Annotated in this window: 16 protein-coding genes; all 16 read right to left on the reverse strand. The window is 38.4% G+C overall.

Annotated elements, in window-relative coordinates:
- Positions 1–84: 84 nt before the first annotated feature.
- The 16 genes from spoVE to RGU12_RS03455 all read right to left on the reverse strand — a co-directional run bounded on the left by spoVE (position 85) and on the right by RGU12_RS03455 (position 18616).
- Complete coding sequence (gene spoVE, locus RGU12_RS03380) at positions 85–1185, reverse strand: stage V sporulation protein E (RefSeq protein ID WP_309536261.1); 1101 nt, start codon at positions 1183–1185, stop codon at positions 85–87.
- A gap of 235 nt (positions 1186–1420) precedes the next feature.
- The gene (gene murD, locus RGU12_RS03385; RefSeq protein WP_309534804.1) at positions 1421–2773 is read right to left on the reverse strand and encodes a UDP-N-acetylmuramoyl-L-alanine--D-glutamate ligase; all 1353 of its coding nucleotides are present in this window, start codon (positions 2771–2773) and stop codon (positions 1421–1423) included.
- Positions 2774–3748: a phospho-N-acetylmuramoyl-pentapeptide-transferase gene (gene mraY / locus RGU12_RS03390; RefSeq protein WP_309534805.1), complete on the reverse strand. Its 975-nt coding sequence runs from the start codon at positions 3746–3748 to the stop codon at positions 2774–2776.
- A gap of 2 nt (positions 3749–3750) precedes the next feature.
- On the reverse strand, positions 3751–4197 hold the full coding sequence (locus tag RGU12_RS03395; RefSeq protein ID WP_309534806.1) for a hypothetical protein: 447 nt from the start codon (positions 4195–4197) through the stop codon (positions 3751–3753).
- Entirely contained in the window at positions 4198–5661 is a 1464-nt protein-coding gene (locus RGU12_RS03400) for a UDP-N-acetylmuramoyl-L-alanyl-D-glutamate--2,6-diaminopimelate ligase (RefSeq protein ID WP_309536262.1), read from the reverse strand.
- 213 nt (positions 5662–5874) lie between these two features.
- Positions 5875–7830: a stage V sporulation protein D gene (locus tag RGU12_RS03405; protein ID WP_309534807.1), complete on the reverse strand. Its 1956-nt coding sequence runs from the start codon at positions 7828–7830 to the stop codon at positions 5875–5877.
- Positions 7831–8178: 348 nt separating this feature from the next.
- Positions 8179–10410, reverse strand: a complete 2232-nt coding sequence (locus RGU12_RS03410; RefSeq protein WP_309534808.1) for a penicillin-binding protein — start codon at positions 10408–10410, stop codon at positions 8179–8181.
- Positions 10411–10413: 3 nt separating this feature from the next.
- A complete protein-coding gene (gene ftsL / locus RGU12_RS03415) occupies positions 10414–10776 on the reverse strand; it encodes a cell division protein FtsL (protein ID WP_309534809.1) in 363 nt (120 codons plus the stop codon).
- Positions 10777–10812: 36 nt separating this feature from the next.
- Positions 10813–11745 carry a 16S rRNA (cytosine(1402)-N(4))-methyltransferase RsmH gene (gene rsmH, locus RGU12_RS03420; RefSeq protein WP_309534810.1) on the reverse strand — a complete coding sequence of 311 codons (933 nt, stop codon included), beginning with the start codon at positions 11743–11745 and terminating at the stop codon, positions 10813–10815.
- A gap of 59 nt (positions 11746–11804) precedes the next feature.
- Positions 11805–12236 (reverse strand): division/cell wall cluster transcriptional repressor MraZ, encoded by a 432-nt coding sequence (mraZ, locus tag RGU12_RS03425; RefSeq protein WP_116350674.1) that lies wholly within the window; start codon positions 12234–12236, stop codon positions 11805–11807.
- A 121-nt stretch (positions 12237–12357) separates the two neighbouring features.
- Positions 12358–13983, reverse strand: coding sequence for a bacillithiol biosynthesis cysteine-adding enzyme BshC (gene bshC, locus RGU12_RS03430; RefSeq protein ID WP_309534811.1), 1626 nt, complete (start codon positions 13981–13983; stop codon positions 12358–12360).
- A gap of 97 nt (positions 13984–14080) precedes the next feature.
- A complete protein-coding gene (locus RGU12_RS03435; RefSeq protein WP_309534812.1) occupies positions 14081–14467 on the reverse strand; it encodes a DUF3397 domain-containing protein in 387 nt (128 codons plus the stop codon).
- A 3-nt stretch (positions 14468–14470) separates the two neighbouring features.
- Positions 14471–15346, reverse strand: a complete 876-nt coding sequence (locus tag RGU12_RS03440) for a 2-dehydropantoate 2-reductase (RefSeq protein ID WP_309534813.1) — start codon at positions 15344–15346, stop codon at positions 14471–14473.
- Between the two features lie 144 nt (positions 15347–15490).
- Positions 15491–17035 (reverse strand): acyl-CoA carboxylase subunit beta, encoded by a 1545-nt coding sequence (locus tag RGU12_RS03445; RefSeq protein ID WP_309534814.1) that lies wholly within the window; start codon positions 17033–17035, stop codon positions 15491–15493.
- Between the two features lie 16 nt (positions 17036–17051).
- The gene (locus RGU12_RS03450; protein ID WP_309534815.1) at positions 17052–17264 is read right to left on the reverse strand and encodes a biotin/lipoyl-binding carrier protein; all 213 of its coding nucleotides are present in this window, start codon (positions 17262–17264) and stop codon (positions 17052–17054) included.
- 11 nt (positions 17265–17275) lie between these two features.
- A complete protein-coding gene (locus tag RGU12_RS03455; RefSeq protein WP_309534816.1) occupies positions 17276–18616 on the reverse strand; it encodes an acetyl-CoA carboxylase biotin carboxylase subunit in 1341 nt (446 codons plus the stop codon).
- Between the last annotated feature and the right edge of the window lie 67 nt (positions 18617–18683).

The following is an 18683-nucleotide window of genomic DNA, read 5'->3' on the forward strand; positions in this document are numbered from 1 at the left end:
ATTAAGTTAAAAGCAGTTTAACCCTGTTCATGTAAACAGGGTTAAACCATTTTATAGTATAACATATATTCATGTGTTTTTGGGTTAATACCTTGAATACCTGCTAATATTTAAAAGGACACCGACTGCCATGAGCATTAAGGTTAAGGATGAACCCCCGTAGCTTAAGAATGGAAGGGTAATTCCAGTTACCGGCATTAGACCTGTTACAACTCCTATATTAATAATAACCTGGATTGCAATCATTCCAATAATTCCAATCCCCAGAAAACTTCCATATAAATCAGGTGCACCTAAAGCAATTCGTACGCCTCTCCATAGTAGAATACTAAATAATATGATGACAAACGAACCACCGATAAAACCCAATTCTTCGGCTAAGATAGCGAAAATAAAGTCAGTTTGTGGTTCTGGTAAATAAAAGAACTTCTGCCTACTTTGTCCTAGACCTAAACCGAATAAACCACCCGGACCAATTGCGTAAAGGGATTGAATAATTTGAAACCCCGTTCCCAACGGATCTTCCCACGGATCTAAAAAGGAGGTAATTCGTTTAATTCGGTATGGGGCTGATAAAATTAAGGCGACAAACCCTACCACACCGATTAGACCCAAACCAACAAAGTGGGAGATTCTTGCTCCTGCCACAAAAATCATGACAATACATGTACCTACCATAACCGTTCCCGTACCTAAATCTGGCTGCAACATTATCATTCCAAATGCTAGAAAAACAAGAGACAGCGAGGGCATTAAACCTTTTTTGAAGGATGTAATTTTCTTTTGATTTTCAGATAGGAATTTGGCCAAAAATGCAATCATCGCTAATTTCATAAATTCTGAAGGCTGGATGGAAAATGCACCGACTCCGATCCAACTTCGTGATCCATTACGTTCCATTCCGATTCCAGGAATTAATACAGCTACCAATAATACAAAACAAATGATGATTAGGACTTTTGCCCACGTCCTCCATGTCCAATAATCTACATTCATAATGAAAAACATTGCAATGACTCCAACACTCGCAAACAGGAGCTGTCTTTTAGCGAAGAAAAATGAATCATCGAATTTATATGTAGCCCATACCGCACTGGCACTGTATACCATGATCAATCCAACTGCTAAAAGTGTAAGAGTAGTAATAATTAAGATAATATCCGGAGTCGTTCTTTGGGTCACAATCAAAACACCTCTACATTCTAGATTCAGAGCAAGGAAAAAGCGCAAGCGCCTTAGAAGTTGAACATCGACTAAAAACCGCCACGTCCTGTGGCGAACGTCGATGTCAGAACCTCCTGTTCAAGCCCGATAAGCATAAGACGAATCACGCAGGAAATCCTGATTTCTGTAGTGATTTGGCTTATGACCTCGAGGGGCTAGGCTGCTTGTGCTAGATTAATCTAGATTGTCCAAGCCCTTACTTAAGCTTATGCACGGCGTTTATAAAAATGTCTCCTCTTTCTTCAAATGTTTTATGTTGATCCCAGCTAGCGCATGCAGGTGATAATAAAATGACATCACCTTCATTTGAAAGAGTATAAGCTTCTTTTACCGCTGCCTCAACATTATCGACCAGTTTTATAATTTCTATTCCAGCAAGCTTCCCAGCTCGTTCAAGCTTTTTCGCAGTTTGACCAAACAGTACCATTGCTTTCACTCGTTCTAGTTCAGGAACAAGGTCATCAAATTCATTACCACGATCAAGTCCTCCAGCTAACAATATAATCGGTTGTTCAAATGCGGAAATTGCCTTTTTCGTTGCTAGGATATTCGTTGCTTTAGAATCATTATAAAATTTGCGATTCTGAATCGTGGTAACATATTGTAGGCGATGCTTAACCCCAGTAAAGGTTGTTAACACTTTGGTAATCGCATTATTTGGTGTATGAACGAGCTTCGCAACCGCAACTGCAGCCAGTATATTTTCAAGATTATGGACGCCCGGTAAAACAATATCCTTAATTTCAATGATTTTTTCCTCATCAAAATAAATACTTTGATTCTTAATATAGGCACCCGTTTGTAATACCCTCGTAGTAGAGAATGGTATTTTCTTACCTTGGCTACCCTCTGCTGCAAATACAACATCCTTGTCATCGACATTGATCACACTGTAATCATCTTCCGTTTGATTTTCAAAGATTCTCGCCTTTGCCTTCACGTATTCTTCCTTCGTTCCATGATAATCAAGATGTGCATCAAATATATTTAATAAAACCGAAATTTTCGGTGCAAAATCTTCAATTCCCATTAACTGAAACGAGGAAAGTTCAGTCACGATCATATTTTCCTTTTTCGACGATTGTGCAACCTCACATGCCACTGTTCCAATGTTTCCAGCGATTAAAGGTGATTTCTCGCCATACTTTAACATTTCAAAAATTAATGTCGTTGTGGTTGTCTTTCCGTTAGAGCCCGTAATACCAATAAACTCTGCAGGAGTAATGTGATAGGCAAGTTCAACCTCCGTAATGACAGGAATTCCTTTTTCTTTTGCCTTTACAAGAAGTGGGTTGCTATAAGGGATTCCCGGATTTTTAACAATAAAGTCAAAATGATCATCCAAAATTTCGATTGGATGACCTCCACATACTACCCTTATGCCCCATTTTTCAAGCTCTTGTGCAGGCTCGTTTTCTTCAAATGGCTTCTGGTCGTTAACTGTAAGGCGGGCGCCAAGATCATAAAGGACCTTAGCTGCAGCAAAGCCGCTTTTGGCAAGACCAAGTATTAAAATATGTTTGTTGGAAAATTTGTTTGCATTTTTCAATTAAATCCACACCTCGATATAAATTCCAAGAATCGCGCACAATAGTCCTACCGTCCAAAAAGTTACAACAACCCGCCATTCGGACCATCCCACTAATTCATAATGGTGATGTAAAGGACTCATTCTAAACACACGTCTGCCCGTTGTTTTAAAAGAGATAACTTGAATAATAACAGACAATGTTTCAATTACAAAAACTCCGCCAATTAAGATTAGCAAGATTTCGAGCTTTAGGGTAATCGCAACTGTTGCAATCGCACCACCAAGTGCAAGTGAACCTGTATCACCCATGAATACTTTAGCTGGGTTTGCATTAAATACAAGGAACCCAAGAACTGCACCGACTACAGCCACACAGAAGATTGCAACATCATATTGCGCTTGATTCCAAGCTAATACCGCAAATGCACCAAACGCAATTGCAGCCGTACCTGAAACTAATCCATCTAATCCATCCGTTAAATTAACAGCATTGGAAAAACCAACTAACCAAAAAATTAACAGGAAGACATATAGAATTCCTAACTCAAACTCAAAATCTGTTCCTGGAATTGAAATCGCAGTTGAAAAATTATTTTGTTTAAAAATAAAATAAAAAATGATAGCAATAGCGATTTGACCAAGTAATTTTTGTAGAGAGGTCAAACCGAGATTCCTCTTTAGTACTACTTTAATAAAATCATCTAAGAAACCTAACACCCCGTATCCCAAAGTTACAAATAATAGTAAATATGTTGTAACCGACAGCTCCCCTAATCGAGTCGATACTAAAATTGTCGTAAGTATAATCGAAACCAAAATAATGATTCCACCCATTGTAGGTGTTCCCGATTTTTTTTGATGGGATTTAGGACCTTCCTCACGAATACTTTGTCCAAATTTTAATCTACGTAAGAAAGGGATAAAAATGGGGGAGAGAATGACGCTTATGATAAATCCTATGGCAATCGAATAAATGACTACTTCTTCGATCATCTTTATCCCCTCCCTTTTTCAAGCATTGCTAATTTTCTAAGATGCATGGTTATTTCGTTTACTGCTTGATCGTTTTGCTTCATACTTTTCAGTTCATTTGTAAATAGTTTAAATTTTGTCATTGTATCATACCCATTTTCTTCGATTTTTTTTAGATAGAATTCCAAGATTTGATTGAGTGCTGGTAGTGGATCTGTTACTACGAATACAGGGAAATGATTGGGAAGAAACAGGGGTAATTTTTCATCCTTTGGCCAAACTGCTGCAACTGCACCATTATAAAGTGCTTGCTTTAAAAATTTATCCCTTTTTTCTTGTTGAATTGAAATATAAAGTCCTCTTTTCGTTACGATAGTGGGGTCAGTAGTCACTTCCTCAAAATCAAAATTCTGATGATTGAACCCATACGCTTCTTCAAAAAGAGTCCACATATCTTGATTGGATAACAATTAATTCAACTCCTTAATTGCACGAGCAGCAACAAGGCGGTCATCAAATGAATGAGTCTTATTCCCAATGATTTGATAGGTTTCATGTCCTTTTCCAGCAATGATTATTATATCATTCTCACCCGCATTTGAAATAGCATAAAAAATTGCTTTTTCACGATCCGGGATAGTGATATAAAATTCTCCCTCTACCCCCGCTTCCATCTCCTTTAAAATTTCGAGAGGATCTTCCGAGCGAGGATTATCAGATGTAAAAATGGGGACATCCGCGAATTTTGTTGCGATTTTGGCCATAAGCGGACGCTTTGATCGGTCTCTATCTCCACCACATCCAATAATTACGTTGATTTTCCCTTTTGCAAACTGTCTAACTGTTCTTAAGACATTTTCTAAGCTATCAGGGGTGTGTGCATAATCGACAATTACAGTAAAATTTTGCCCTTGGTTCACGATTTCAAAACGTCCGGGTACACCTTTTACCTTTTCGATTGCCCTAATTATTGTTGAAATCGGGATCCGAGACACGATACCAGTAGCGATGGCAGCCAAAACGTTATAAACACTAAATTGTCCAATTAAATTCGTCTTCACTTCGTAAGAACCAAACGGTGTAATTAAATCAAATTCTGTCCCAGAGGCGGTCATACGAATGTTAGCAGCCATAATATCAGCCGTCTGATGAATTCCATATGTAACGATTGTTGCTGAAGTGGATCTGGCGTATTCCTCTGAAGCAGTGTCATCATTATTCAAAACCGCAAATTTCGGATTATCTTTATCAAAGCGATTACCTAAACTAGCAAACAACAAACCTTTCACTCTTCGATACTCATCAATTGTTCGATGGTAATCCAAATGATCCTGTGTCAAATTTGAAAACACCGCTATATTAAAATCACATCCGTGTACCCTACCAATATCGAGTGCATGGGAAGAGACCTCCATCACAACCCTCGTTACTTTAGCAGAAACCATTTGATGAAAAAACTTTTGAAGTGTTACTGATTCTGGAGTCGTATTCTTCATTTCAATTGTTTTTTCACCGATTTTTGTGTACATCGTTCCAATGAGACCTGTTTTTTCACCGGCTTCTTTAAAAATCTCTTCAACAATATGGCTTATTGATGTTTTACCGTTTGTCCCGGTAACCCCAATTAATTGGAGTTTATGTGTCGGTTGCTGATAAAACGCATCTGCCATTACAGCCATTGCCCTTCTTGTATCCTTCACTTTGATAACAGGAATCGATACCCCTACATCTTTTTCAGCGATGATAGCAACCGCACCTTTCGCTTCAGCTTCTGATGCAAATACATGGCCATCGAACGTACTACCTTTTACACAAAAGAATAAACTTCCCTTTTCTACCTCCCTCGAGTCCATTTCAAGAGATGTGATAAAAGGATTGTCATTACCTTTTTCCGTAAAATCATGCAGGTTCGCTAATAAGTCCTGTAATCTCATCATGAATTTTACCATTCCCTCTCGAAAAATTTACCCAGGAATTGTATCAGATTAACATAATACGCTAGTCCCCGTGTGTTGTCTAGTACCCTAATTTCCCATAAATAAATGGTTAAAAAGGACACCCTACCAAAAATTTTATTCCTCTATATTAAAGGTATTCCTTTTTATAGAAAAAAGAAGTTTGAAAGGGGGAAAATCCCCCTGAACTACTTAGTTCTTCTTTTTTGAATCTTTTTGGTCTGTCGCTTCCCCAAGATGGATCCGTAATGTTGTTCCTTCTTGCACCCGTTCTCCTGGATTTGGTGCCTGGTCAACAACAACATTTCCTTTTCCACTGATATCCAATTTGATATTCATTAATTGCTGCTGTAATTCCTTTTTCGTTAAACCAATTAGATTTGGAACCTCAAGATATTTTTTATCCGTCCACAATCTGATTTCTTTTTCAATTTGTTTATCTCGCTTTTCAATTCCTAGCAATGGCAGGCTTTCACGCATAATATTTCCAACAATCGGTGCTGCAACGACCCCACCAAATTGAACTGTTCCCTTCGGGTTATCAACGGCAATATAGACGACAATTTGAGGATCATCTGCAGGTGCAAAACCAATAAATGATACAATATGGTTATTTTGAAGGTAGCCGCCACCCTTTTTTGATTTTTGAGCGGTACCGGTCTTTCCACCTACACGATAACCATCCACATAAGCGCCTCCACCTGAACCTTTTGCTACAACACTTTCAAGTGCATATCTTACTTGTTTAGACGTTTCTTCGGAAATGACCTTGCGCTTTGCTATAGGAGAATTACTTTTCACCACTTTTCCTGTAACAGGATTGATCCATTCCTTCGCGACATATGGCTGATATAAGGTTCCACCATTTACCGCTGCAGAAACAGCTGCTACCTGTTGAATCGGCGTTACCGCCACCCCTTGACCAAAGGCCGTTGTTGCTAATTCAACTGGACCTACATTTTCTGGTTTAAAGAGGATTCCAGTACCTTCTCCCTGAAGGTCAATCCCTGTTTTTTGACCAAATCCAAAATCGCGAACATACTTGAACAATGTATCCTTCCCTAATCTTGTTCCTAACTCAACAAAACCAGGGTTACAAGAGTTTTGAACAACCTCTAGGAATGTTTGATGGCCATGTCCGCCGCGTTTCCAACATTTAAGTGTAGCTCCCCCGACCTTGACAAAACCCGGGTCATTAAAATGATCATTATCTAGATTCACTTTTCCTTCTTCTAAGGAAGCAGCTAGAGTTATAATCTTAAAGGTTGAACCAGGCTCGTAGGTGCTCCAAACAGGAAGATTACGGTTGTACACTTCTTGCGGAACATTTCGAAAGTTTGCTGGATCAAAATCAGGTCTTGAAGACATTCCTAAGATTTCACCATTATTAGGATTCATCGCAATCGCAATGATTCCATCTGGATTGTATTGTGCTTCAGCATTATCGAGTTCACGTTCAATAAGAGATTGAATTCTCGTATCAATCGTTAGCTTTAAGTCAAGACCATCCTTAGGAGGTGTATAATCATCAGCGATATCCGGCATTCTTCTTCCTTTTGCATCGGAATAGAATTGCACACTTCCTTTTTCACCCTTTAATTCTTCATCATAGCTTTTCTCAAGCCCTGTTAACCCTTGATTATCAATACCGGCAAAACCTAATACATGCGAAAGATAGCTACCAAACGGATAATGACGTTTCGAATCTTCCGCTATGTATACACCCTTAATTCCCAGCGCGCGAACTTCATTCGCTTTTTCATGAGAAATCTTTCTGCCCTCAGGATTGATATAGACTTTTGATTCATTTTCAGTTATCTTTTTATACGCTTTTTCTTTTGACATATTTAAAACGGCAGCAAGTTTTTCTGCTGCTTCTGCAGGATTCTCAATTTGCCGAGGAACGACTAGTACAGTCGGTGCACTCTGGTTTGTTGCAAGGACGACGTCATTTCGGTCAATGATTTTTCCTCGTTCCGGTTCAAATGGAATATCCCGGCTCCATGAATCCTTTGCCAGTGCAGTTAGCTTATTCCCAACGAAAAATTGAACATATCCAAGTCGAACATCAATAATCAAAAATAATAAAAATCCTATAAATAGTACTAATGAGAGTCTTTTTCGTACTGTTACATTCGAAACACGCATATAGATGTACCTCCTATTAAACTTACAAATCAAGGCTCGTCTAAATATATGCTTGTACAAGAATGAATAGAACGAATGTATCGATATCGAATTGCTTGGTCATAAAAAAAAGGAACTGAAATATCAGTTCCCCAGACTGTTGACAAACGCTCGCATGACTTTAGTTGCTTACCTCTCTCGTGCGCTCATGACGGCAACTTCTATTCGCGTCTTCGATCGGCGGCGTGCCTTGTCTGCCAAGCGTTTTCAAGACAGTCTGTAGATAGTTAGTTATATCTAAATATCCTGTGAAAATTTGAGTAGACAAAGTCAGTACTGACTTTGTCTACTCTCTGAGGAACTGAAAGATCAGTTCCCTTCTTGTTCTTTCTTACTATTTTCGCTTTCTTCAGCTGGTTGTTCAGCTGTTTCCTCTTGTGGTGTGTATGGTCGTTCTAATTTTACGGATAATGAATCACCGTCTTTAATGATAGCCCCAGGTTCTAAGCTTTGTTGGACGACATATCCACTACCACTATGTGAAACTTTTATATTAGTTAAATCAGCAACTCTCATAACATCCCTTATTGACCAATTTGTCATATCTGGCAAGGTCGCTTCCTGATCAGTAAGTAGAAAGACCTGTTCGTTAGGTAGTATTTTTTCACTTTGACTTGGACTTTGGGCGATAATATTCTTACCTTTTCCAATTACAGTTGCTTTAAGCTGTAACTTATCAATTGAAGCTTTAGCCTCTTCAATTGATTTTCCAACATAGGAATCAACTTCAACTTCTTTATCCACATTCACATTATTTTCCGTATTTTGCTCTATTGGTTGTATATTTAGGTATTGTAAGCTATTTTTCATCACATGATTAAATACCATCACAACAGGTTCGTGACCAATGTCTGTATCTTTAAGCTTAGGCTTCTCTACAGCAACATAGACAATTAATTTGGGGTCATCCATCGGTGCCATACCTAGGAATGAGTATAAAAAGTTACCCCTTCCCGATAAATACCCACCTTGTGGACTTGGAATTTGAGCAGTACCTGTTTTCCCAGCAACTTGATAGCCTTCAAGATCATAGGCTTTTCCTGTACCATCTGTTACAACTTGCCGTAATAAATTTAACACTTTTTTAGTCGTTTCTGCTGAAACAGGTTGTCCCACAACTTGAGGTTTGTGATCAACAACCGTTTTATCTGTATCCGGGTCGACGATTTTTTCAACAACATATGGTTTCATCATTTTACCGCCATTAGCGATCGCTGTAGCTGCTTGTATCTGCTGAATTGGAGTAACAGAGGATGCTTGGCCAAATGCGGTTGATACTCTATCAATCTCCCATTTAAAATTGATCGTGTTTTGAACCTCACCTGCTAAATCGATGCCAGTTGGTCGATCAAGTCCAAAACGTCCCAAATACTCCAATAATTTATCCGTTCCTAATTGTTCATTGGCTAACTTCGCAAACGCAACGTTTGAAGATTTAAGGACACCTTCATCATAGGTAATCGTCCCCCAACCTCTCCTATTATGGTCACGGATTGTTTCTCCTCCAGCTGTGTAGCTTCCTGAAGCAAAGGTTGCATTTCCATTATATACTCCTTCTTCAATCGCTGCGGCCAATGTAAAGATTTTCATCGTTGAACCTGGCTCAAACGGGTAGGAAATGGCATCATTCAAGTAGTTTTGGATATTTCGAACATTTGGGTCAAAGCTCGGTCTCGACGACATTGCTAAAATTTCACCCGTTTTTGGGTTTGCGACAACACCAATGATTTTTTCAGGTTCATATTCCTTCATGGTCGTGTTCATGGCGTCCTCTAAAAACGTTTGGATTGTTTGATCAATTGTTAAATAAACATCGCTTCCATTGTCAGGTGCGACAATCTGCTCTTTTGCGTCCGGTAATTTAAAGCCTTTCGTATCACTCTGGAATTTCATGTAGCCATCTTTTTCTTGAAGGTACTTATCAAGACTTTGTTCAATTCCCATCTTTCCGACCGTTTCCGTCTCTTTCGTTTTGGGATCAGTTACCATCTGTGCATAGCCAACAACATGTGAGGCAAAGGTCCCGTTAGGATAGTAGCGTTTTGATTCTCTTCTAAACGCAATACCCGGTAATTCTAAACTTTCAATTTCCTGTTTGAGTGATGTACTAATATCCCGGCCATAAGTCCCGAATTCAACCTGTTTCCTTTCAGGTTTTGTTAATATTTTATACATCTCGTTCTCATCCATGTTCAAGAGAGGTGAAAGCTTACGAGCCGTTTCTTCGGGATCAACAACATGTTGCGGGTCATCTTTATCTACCGTTAAATCTTCATCAAGGATTGCGACAACAGTATAAGAAGAAGTATCCTCAGCAATTGGGTTTCCATTACGGTCATACACCGTTCCTCGATGTGCTTCAATTGTTCTTTGTTTCGTATATTTTTTTTCTGCTAATGCCGCTAAAACAACACCATCAACCTTACCAGTACCTTGGATATACACAAATCTTGCCATCAATGTAAAAAAGAGCAAAGCAAATATTATACTAATAAATGCTGCTCCTCTATTTATATTGTTATTTTTAACCTTCATTTTCATGTTTTAATTCCCTTGAACAACTTTAACATTGTTTTCATTTAAAACAAGGCCAAGTTCTCTCGCTTTTTCCCAAAGACGTTCGTATTCGCTTAATTCCTGGACTTGTACATAAAGGTCATTATTTGTTTTTGTTTGTTGACTGATTGATGCTTCGATTTGTTGGATTTCGATGTTTGTATGATAGATCGATACTTGGTTAGATATGATTTGAATTGCGCAGAACATTACAGCTGCAGAGAATACAATCCCTAATACCTTTTCTCCTAACGTAAATCGAAACTTCTTTCTTATGGTTGGTCGTGTCTTCGGTGACTGATCTGGTTGGTAGCTTTCTGTTTGCCTTACTTTGTATGCTAAATTACCCATCATATCCCTCCTCAAGTACCTATCGTAATATATTGTTTAAAGTCTTTCTGCGATTCTTAACTTCGCAGAACGAGCCCTCTTGTTTGCCTCAATTTCTTCTTCTGTAGGTAATATCGGTTTTCTTGTAATAAGTTTTAACTTTGGCTTGTATTCATCAGGAATAATCGGAATGCCGGGTGGTAGGGGTGGACCTTCGCTTGCCTTTTTAAAGGTAACTTTACAAATTCTGTCCTCTAGTGAGTGAAAAGTAATAACACTCACCCTTCCTCCTGTTGCAAGAAGCTCGATTGACTGATGAATCGCATCTTCAAATACTTTTAACTCATCGTTGACCGCAATTCGAATCGCTTGAAAAATCCTTTTTGCCGGATGCCCGCCAGTTCTTCTTGCTGCGGCCGGGATGCCCTCTTTAATTAATTCCACCAATTCTCCAGTGGTTTCAATTGGTTTCTTCTCACGTGCGGCCTCTATTTTTCTAGCAATTTGTTTTGAAAATTTTTCTTCACCATATTGAAAAAAGATTCTTACCATTTGCTCATATGACCAATGATTTACGATGTCATACGCAGATAATGTTGCATCTTGATCCATTCGCATATCAAGTGGGGCATCGTGGTGATAGCTAAATCCTCTTTCCGGGGTGTCCAATTGTGGGGATGAAACACCTAGGTCAAACAAAATGCCATCAACAGTTGTTACACCTTGTTCATGTAATTTATCAGTTATGTTAGCAAAATTACTTTTGATGATGGTAACAATATCACCATATTTAGCAAGCTTGGCCTTTGCATTTTCGATTGCAACATCATCTTGATCAAATGCATATAGCTTACCTTTGTTTGAAAGCTTTGAAGCTATGTATGAGCTATGTCCTGCTCCACCAAGTGTGCAGTCTACATAGATGCCATCTGGGTCTATCTTTAATCCATTTACAGCCTCTTCTAATAGAACGGTTTTATGTTCGAACATGTTAGCACCTCTTATAATCATCTGTGTAATATCCTTATTATCTTTAACACAATGAATAATTATATATCAAAACCGATCATATTTTCAGCTATATCAGAAAAAGATTCCTCAGAAGCGGCGAAATATTCTTCCCACTTGTCCTTACTCCAAATTTCTATGCGGTTTGATACTCCTAGAACCACACATTCCTTTTCAAGCCCTGCATATGAAAGAAGAGGTGATGCAATATTCACTCTTCCTTGTTTATCAAGTTCACATTCAATGGCTCCAGAAAAGAAAAATCGTGTGAAAGCGCGAGCGTCTTTTTTTGTTAATGGGAGTGTTTTTAATTTTTCTTCAAGTATTTTCCATTCAGATTGTGGGTAACCGAACAAGCACTGATCAAGACCTCTCGTTAAAACAAATGTTTCACCAAGATTATCTCGAAACTTCGCAGGTATAATCATTCGGCCTTTCGTATCAACAGTATGATGGTATTCTCCCATGAACATATCCATTGTCCCCACTTTCTGTATTTATCTTACCACAATCCCCCACTTTCCACCACCAGTTTTTATAAATTTTTACCAAACAAAAAAAATCCCCGGAAATTCCGAGGATTTTCAATACGAACTACATCTTTATCACTTTATGTTTTCCGTTAAATTCAAACGGAAGAGCTAATAAATCTTTGATAAAATCGTCGCCATATTTATTTAAATAGTAAAAAACATTCCATAATCTCTCCTGTGGGGAGCCAAGTGGTAGGAGTGATTTTTCAATTCGGTTAAAACGATTTAATTCAATCTCATTACGTTTTAGGATACTTCGATTAAATGTATTTTTTAGAAAATCAAATTGCGATTGAATATTTTGGGCGTTCTTTAATAAAAGATCTGCCAACCCATGGTCCACTTCTAGCCCCACATTCCTAACCTTTTTATGAATTAGCTCGACTTCTTTCTTTGCTTCTGAAATGATGCCATCTACATCAGCCGTTTGTTTTTCCAGCCATGTTTCTTTCGCTTTTGCAAGCTCCCCTGACAACACCGCTTGAATAGTCAAGCCAATTTCTTCTATATTAGACTCAATTGCTCTTTCTAAAATTGTCATCATTAACCGCGGAAGAACAGGGGGCATCTTAATTTCCATTACTTCAAATACCTTTTTAAGCTCTGCCCAGTATGATACTTCACCAGGTCCAGAAATAAAAGCAAGTGTCGGAAATAAGAACTCCTGCATAACCGGTCTTGTTACTACATTATTGCTTAATAGTTCCGGCTTTTCTATCGCAACCTTAAGCAATTCATCTCCACAAAGGATACATTCATTATTTTTCCCACTAAAAATATCATGCTCCACATTGTACTCAAGCAAAATCCGTTCATCATTTTGCGTATAAAAAAGGTTTGCACTAGATTCATTCATGTCGATTGTTTTAGGGTATTGATAGGCAGACAAAACTTCCTGCTGCATTAACAATGAATCATGAATCTCTCTATTTTTTTCAATCATTTTTTTAAAATAGGGTGATTGAAGTGTTCTAATTTCTTTTGAGCCAGAATCCACAAGAACGAGCCCAGTTTCTCCAAAAAGTTCATTGATAATTTGTATAAAGAAATCAACGTATGTCTTTGAATTTTTCACAAATCCATTCAGGAGTTCTAAAAGACTAATCGTATGATTGGTTTCACCATACGTCTCAAAGACTTCTTCAATCCATTCCATGAAGCCATCCTGTTTAATTTCTATTGAAGATACCATTGTCTTACGGTTGTGATATTGTGGAACTGCTCTTTTTCGAATGCCAGTTTGAAGATTCACATAGAGATGATTGATTTCTGCAAAATCATGATCCTCTCCAGCAATCCAAAATACTGGTATAACAGGTATATTTAATTTTTCCTCTTGTTCTTTTGCAAGCTTAATAATAGAAACGATTTTATGAATGGTATATAACGGTCCAGTCAATACCCCTGCTTGCTGCCCACCAATCACCACAACACTCTGTGTGTCTAATAGCTTGTGTATATTCTCAATCGTATGGGGATGATAATTTAATCGTTTATTAAAAGAAACTAAATGCTCCACAAGTTTCTCACGTTCAAAATGTCTCTTTTCTAACTCTTTTTTTCTCACCTCATACACTAGGGGAGATTGGATATCGTAATCAAAAAATTTCTCTATATCCATTTTATTAGAAAGATAATCGTTTACTAATCGATTTGAAGATGGCAGTGAGAGATCCAAAACCTCCATAAATTCTTGTTCTTCCTTTCATATCCAGTTTATATCTTAGTTGAGTATAGCACGCTTTTTTGAGAAACCAAAAATTACTGCTCATTGTTTCGAAAATTTATGCTGTGACAAAAATTCGTTGAACAAGCCCGATGAGTAGTAATAGAAAATACACAACCGTGGAAGCAAGGAATACGAAACGCCAAGACTTCCTTAAAACTTTCACTGTTTCAATTTCATGGTTTTTCCTCCAAGTCATATAGCCAATAATCAAAATGGTCATAAGGAGGATGAGGAGAATGAGCCAAAGCATGCTTTTTCCAACAATCACAAGTAATAAATAATGCACTGCAATAAGAAAAAATAAGGTCGTTACATCAACCGATAGAAAAAAAGATTTCCGAGTACTTTTTATGATAAATCTACTAATCAAGTAGACTAGGACGAATCCTAGTAGTGGAATTGTAACAAACGTCGCAGCGATTCCTGCAAAAAAGTCGACCATTCCTTATCCCCCTTTAGTTTCAAAACCTTTTATAGAATTATATAGAAATTTTGTTATAACTGCTTCCTTGCTCATCTTTATTGCTTCTTTTAATACGTAGCCTAAAATGGCATCAATTTCTGTTTTTCTTCCTTCTTCAATGTCACGGAGCATGGATGATTTGTTTTGAGCTGTATTTTCACATATCGTTTTTACAAGTTCCCACATTTTTTCATGATTACAAGGTATGACAGAGATGATTTCATCGAATAATACTTTCATTTGGTTATGAAAATAATCATTTTCAAGCAACTCCCCATTTCTAACACCAAAAAGGGCAGTTAATGGGTTGATGACAGCATTTGCAATAAGCTTAGATGTTACAATTTCATACCAATTGTCATAGTATTCAATTGAAAAATCAGGTGTTTTGTCCTCGAGTGCCTCATTTTTCCCTTTAATTACTCCTATTTTCGTCCGACCGACACCTGTGTGGATGACTCTAGTTTCATCTACTTTTAGTGCGCCATGTTCAACAACACCCACAAGAATCGTAGGATTTTTCAGTTTTTCGATGAGGTTAATGTGGCTCATTCCATTTTGAAGGAAGCAGACCGTATGTACCTTCTCTAAGTCAAGAGTGTTTGATAAAACTTCTTCTAATATGTATTGTTTCACCGCAAAGAGAACAATGTCTTCTTCTATTACAGATGCTGAGCTTGTAGCAGCTTGTACTCTATCTGTTTTTGACGTATTTTGTTTATCAATAGTTACACCATTTTTGTTTATTTCGCTTGCCTGGTGTTTGGTTCGTGTATAGATGGTTACATCATGTTGTTCTGCCAAATATCCCGCAAAAAGCAATCCGATGGACCCTCCACCAATAATTCCAATCTTCATTGCCCCAACTCCATAGTTTGTCCTCCCTTTATTTTACCAAAAAGTCCGACAAAATGCCTAGTAGATCTACTACGAAATAAAGGCGAAAACGTAGGAGCATGACAAAACCCCAAAGTTTACTCCTTGGGGTCTTGTACCTATTATTTAAACCGGATAAACAGGGTGTTTTTTGTGTGTGACATTGAGTTCTTTTGTTTCATATACAGCTAAGCGCTGGATGAGAACACTCCTTAGATCAGCCGCTGGGACGATATCATCAATGATTAGCTCAGAAGCTAACTTGTATATATCGATTGCCTCTTTATACTCCTGTTGTTTTTGCTGAACAAAGGCAATACGTTCTTTCGGATCTTCAATTTCATTGATTTTATTTGAATAAACTGCATTTACCGCCGCCTCTGGCCCCATTACCGCAATTTGGGCAGTTGGTAGGGCGACGCAATAATCGGGTTCAAAGGCAGGACCTGCCATTGCATAAAGACCTGCACCATATGCTTTTCTGACAATGACTGAAATCTTCGGTACAGTAGCAGAGCTCATAGCCGCGATTAACTTTGCACCATGTCTAATGATTCCTGCTCTTTCAACCTTTGTACCGATCATAAATCCTGGAACATCTGCCAAAAACACTAGAGGGATATGGAACGCGTCACATAAAGTGATAAATTTTGCTGCTTTGTCTGCTGAATCTACAAACAAGACGCCACCCTTCACCTTAGGCTGATTCGCAATGATTCCCACTGGTCTACCGTCAATACGGGCAAGACCTGTAATAATTTCAGGTGCAAATAGTTTTTTTATCTCATAGAAACTTCCTTCGTCAATGAGGGCATCAATCCCTTCATACATATTAAAAGGGGCATTCTGATTAACCGGAATTATTTCTTGTAGGCTCTTGCCTTCCTTTGGTGGGACTGTTTCTGCAATCACCGGTTTGTTCAAATAATTAGCAGGAAAAAACTTTAAATAATCCCGAGCACTTTGGATTGCTTGCTCTTCATTTTCAGCAAGTACATCTCCACAGCCACTAACGGTACAGTGCATTCTTGCACCACCCATTTCCTCCAACGTAACCTTTTCACCAATGACCTTTTCTGCCATCCGAGGGGATCCCAAATACATAGATGCATTCTTATCAACCATGATGACTATATCGCAAAAGGCTGGTATGTAGGCTCCACCTGCTGCCGATGGGCCGAATAAAATACAGATTTGAGGAATCATACCTGATAATCTTACCTGATTATGAAATATCCTCCCCGCTCCGCGTCGGTTCGGGAACATCTCAAGCTGGTCCGTTATTCGCGCTCCAGCGGAATCTACTAGATATAAGAGGGGTATGCGTAACTTTTCTGCCGTCTCTTGAATCCGAATAATTTTCTCAACTGTACGAGCCCCCCATGACCCCGCCTTTACTGTGGAATCATTCGCCATAACACATACTTTTTGTCCGTTAATGTCTCCAATCGCGGTAACGACACCATCAGCCGGAAGGTCTCCTGCCGTATTGTTCGCATATTTACCATCCTCTTGATAAACTCCATTATCAAAAAGAAGTGCAAGACGATCACGAACAAATAATTTATGTTGTTCTTTCAGCTTTTGATGGTATTTTTCATGACCTCCTGCTTCGATTTCTTTGCTTTTTTCTACAAGCTTTTGGTCTAAATCCTTAGTAGTACGAAGCATGGTTACCCTCCTTCCATTATTCTAGAACAAGTAATACATCATCCTCATTTACAAAATCACCAATATCTACTTTTATGCTAGCAATCTTACCTTTTTGCTCGCTTTCAATCGGAATTTCCATTTTCATTGATTCCAACATGATAACCACTTGACCTTCTGAAATCTTATCACCTTCTGAAACTAATACTTGTAAAACGGTCCCTGCCATGCTAGCTGTGATTTCATTCATCTTGATTCCCCCTAGTGTTTTTTCATCAAAGAAATGTAGTTCGTGTTATATTCTCCTTCGGTATATGATCCTTCATTTAAAATTTCTTGAAATAATGGGATATTTGTCTTTATTCCTTTTATCACAATTTGATTAAAATAATCCTTAGCTATTTGAATCGCTTCGGGACGATTATCTGCTTTAACAATTATTTTGGCAACCATCGGGTCGTAAAATGGTGTAACCGTCGTCCCTGCTGCATAACCACTATCAATTCGGACACCTTTTTGATTTTGAGGCAACGTAAATTCTTCGATTTTGCCTGGGGAAGGGAAAAACTTTATCGGGTCTTCTGCATACACGCGAAATTCGATTGAATGCCCTGATGCCATGATTTCATTCTGAGCCAATGGCAGCCTATCTCCCCTTGCAACAAGCAACTGCCATTTAACTAGATCAAGATTCGTGATTATCTCTGTAACCGCATGTTCAACCTGAAGCCTTGTGTTCATCTCTAAAAAATAGAAATTTTCCTGTTCATCAACAATGAACTCGATTGTTCCGGCATTTGTATAGCCTACGAATTCTGCAGCCTTTTTTGCTGAATGACAGATTTTTTTACGTGTCGCTTCCGAAAGAAAAGGAGATGGTGTTTCTTCAATCACTTTTTGATTGCGACGTTGTATGGAGCAATCTCTTTCAAAAAGATGAACAATTTTTCCGTGATGGTCACCAAAAATTTGCACCTCAATATGTCTTGCATTCGGGATGAATTTTTCAATAAACATTTCATCATTCCCGAAATACGATTTGGCCCTACTTTTTGTTGTTTGAAAAGCTTTTTGTAATTCTTCATCAGAATGACAACACACCATTCCGATTCCGCCTCCACCTCCACTTGCTTTTAACATAACAGGATAACCAAAACCTTTTGCTAACTTTAAGGCTTCTTCTACGGTTTGAATGCCCTTTTCACTCCCTGGGACTACAGGCACACCCGCATCAATCATTGTTTGTCTTGCTTTCACCTTATCCCCCATTAAGGAGATCACCTCGGGTGTTGGACCTATAAAAACAATCCCTTTTTTAGCTACTGCTTTGGCAAAAGTTGCATTCTCCGATAAAAATCCATAACCAGGATGGATTGCATCAACCTGCTCTTTTTCTGCTACTTCAATGATTTTGTCCATTTGAAGATATGATTTCATAACCGGTGGTTCGCCGATTCGATGAGCTACAGTTGCATTTTTTACAAACGGCAATTCTTGATCTGCATCAGAATAGACAGCGACTGTTTCAATCCCCATCTCATGACAAGTTTTCATAATCCTCGCTGCTATTTCACCTCTGTTTGCAATCAACACTTTTTTCAAGCTCATTTCCCCTTTCGCCAAAAATCAAATACGCTTTGGCGTATTTGTGCCTGATTTTTTTCGAGCT

This window comes from Ferdinandcohnia sp. QZ13 (assembly GCF_031324165.1).
Taxonomy (GTDB): domain Bacteria; phylum Bacillota; class Bacilli; order Bacillales; family Bacillaceae_L; genus Ferdinandcohnia.

Bases quoted from the DNA above. Each gene is read 5' to 3' on its own strand.
- mraY (WP_309534805.1), bottom strand. From the start codon at position 3,748: ATGATCGAAGAAGTAGTCATTTATTCGATTGCCATAGGATTTATCATA.
- RGU12_RS03400 (WP_309536262.1), bottom strand. From the start codon at position 5,661: ATGAGATTACAGGACTTATTAGCGAACCTGCATGATTTTACGGAAAAA.
- RGU12_RS03405 (WP_309534807.1), bottom strand. From the start codon at position 7,830: ATGCGTGTTTCGAATGTAACAGTACGAAAAAGACTCTCATTAGTACTA.
- RGU12_RS03410 (WP_309534808.1), bottom strand. From the start codon at position 10,410: ATGAAAATGAAGGTTAAAAATAACAATATAAATAGAGGAGCAGCATTT.
- ftsL (WP_309534809.1), bottom strand. From the start codon at position 10,776: ATGGGTAATTTAGCATACAAAGTAAGGCAAACAGAAAGCTACCAACCA.
- rsmH (WP_309534810.1), bottom strand. From the start codon at position 11,745: ATGTTCGAACATAAAACCGTTCTATTAGAAGAGGCTGTAAATGGATTA.
- mraZ (WP_116350674.1), bottom strand. From the start codon at position 12,236: ATGTTCATGGGAGAATACCATCATACTGTTGATACGAAAGGCCGAATG.
- bshC (WP_309534811.1), bottom strand. From the start codon at position 13,983: ATGGAGGTTTTGGATCTCTCACTGCCATCTTCAAATCGATTAGTAAAC.
- RGU12_RS03435 (WP_309534812.1), bottom strand. From the start codon at position 14,467: ATGGTCGACTTTTTTGCAGGAATCGCTGCGACGTTTGTTACAATTCCA.
- RGU12_RS03440 (WP_309534813.1), bottom strand. From the start codon at position 15,346: ATGAAGATTGGAATTATTGGTGGAGGGTCCATCGGATTGCTTTTTGCG.
- RGU12_RS03445 (WP_309534814.1), bottom strand. From the start codon at position 17,035: ATGCTTCGTACTACTAAGGATTTAGACCAAAAGCTTGTAGAAAAAAGC.
- RGU12_RS03450 (WP_309534815.1), bottom strand. From the start codon at position 17,264: ATGAATGAAATCACAGCTAGCATGGCAGGGACCGTTTTACAAGTATTA.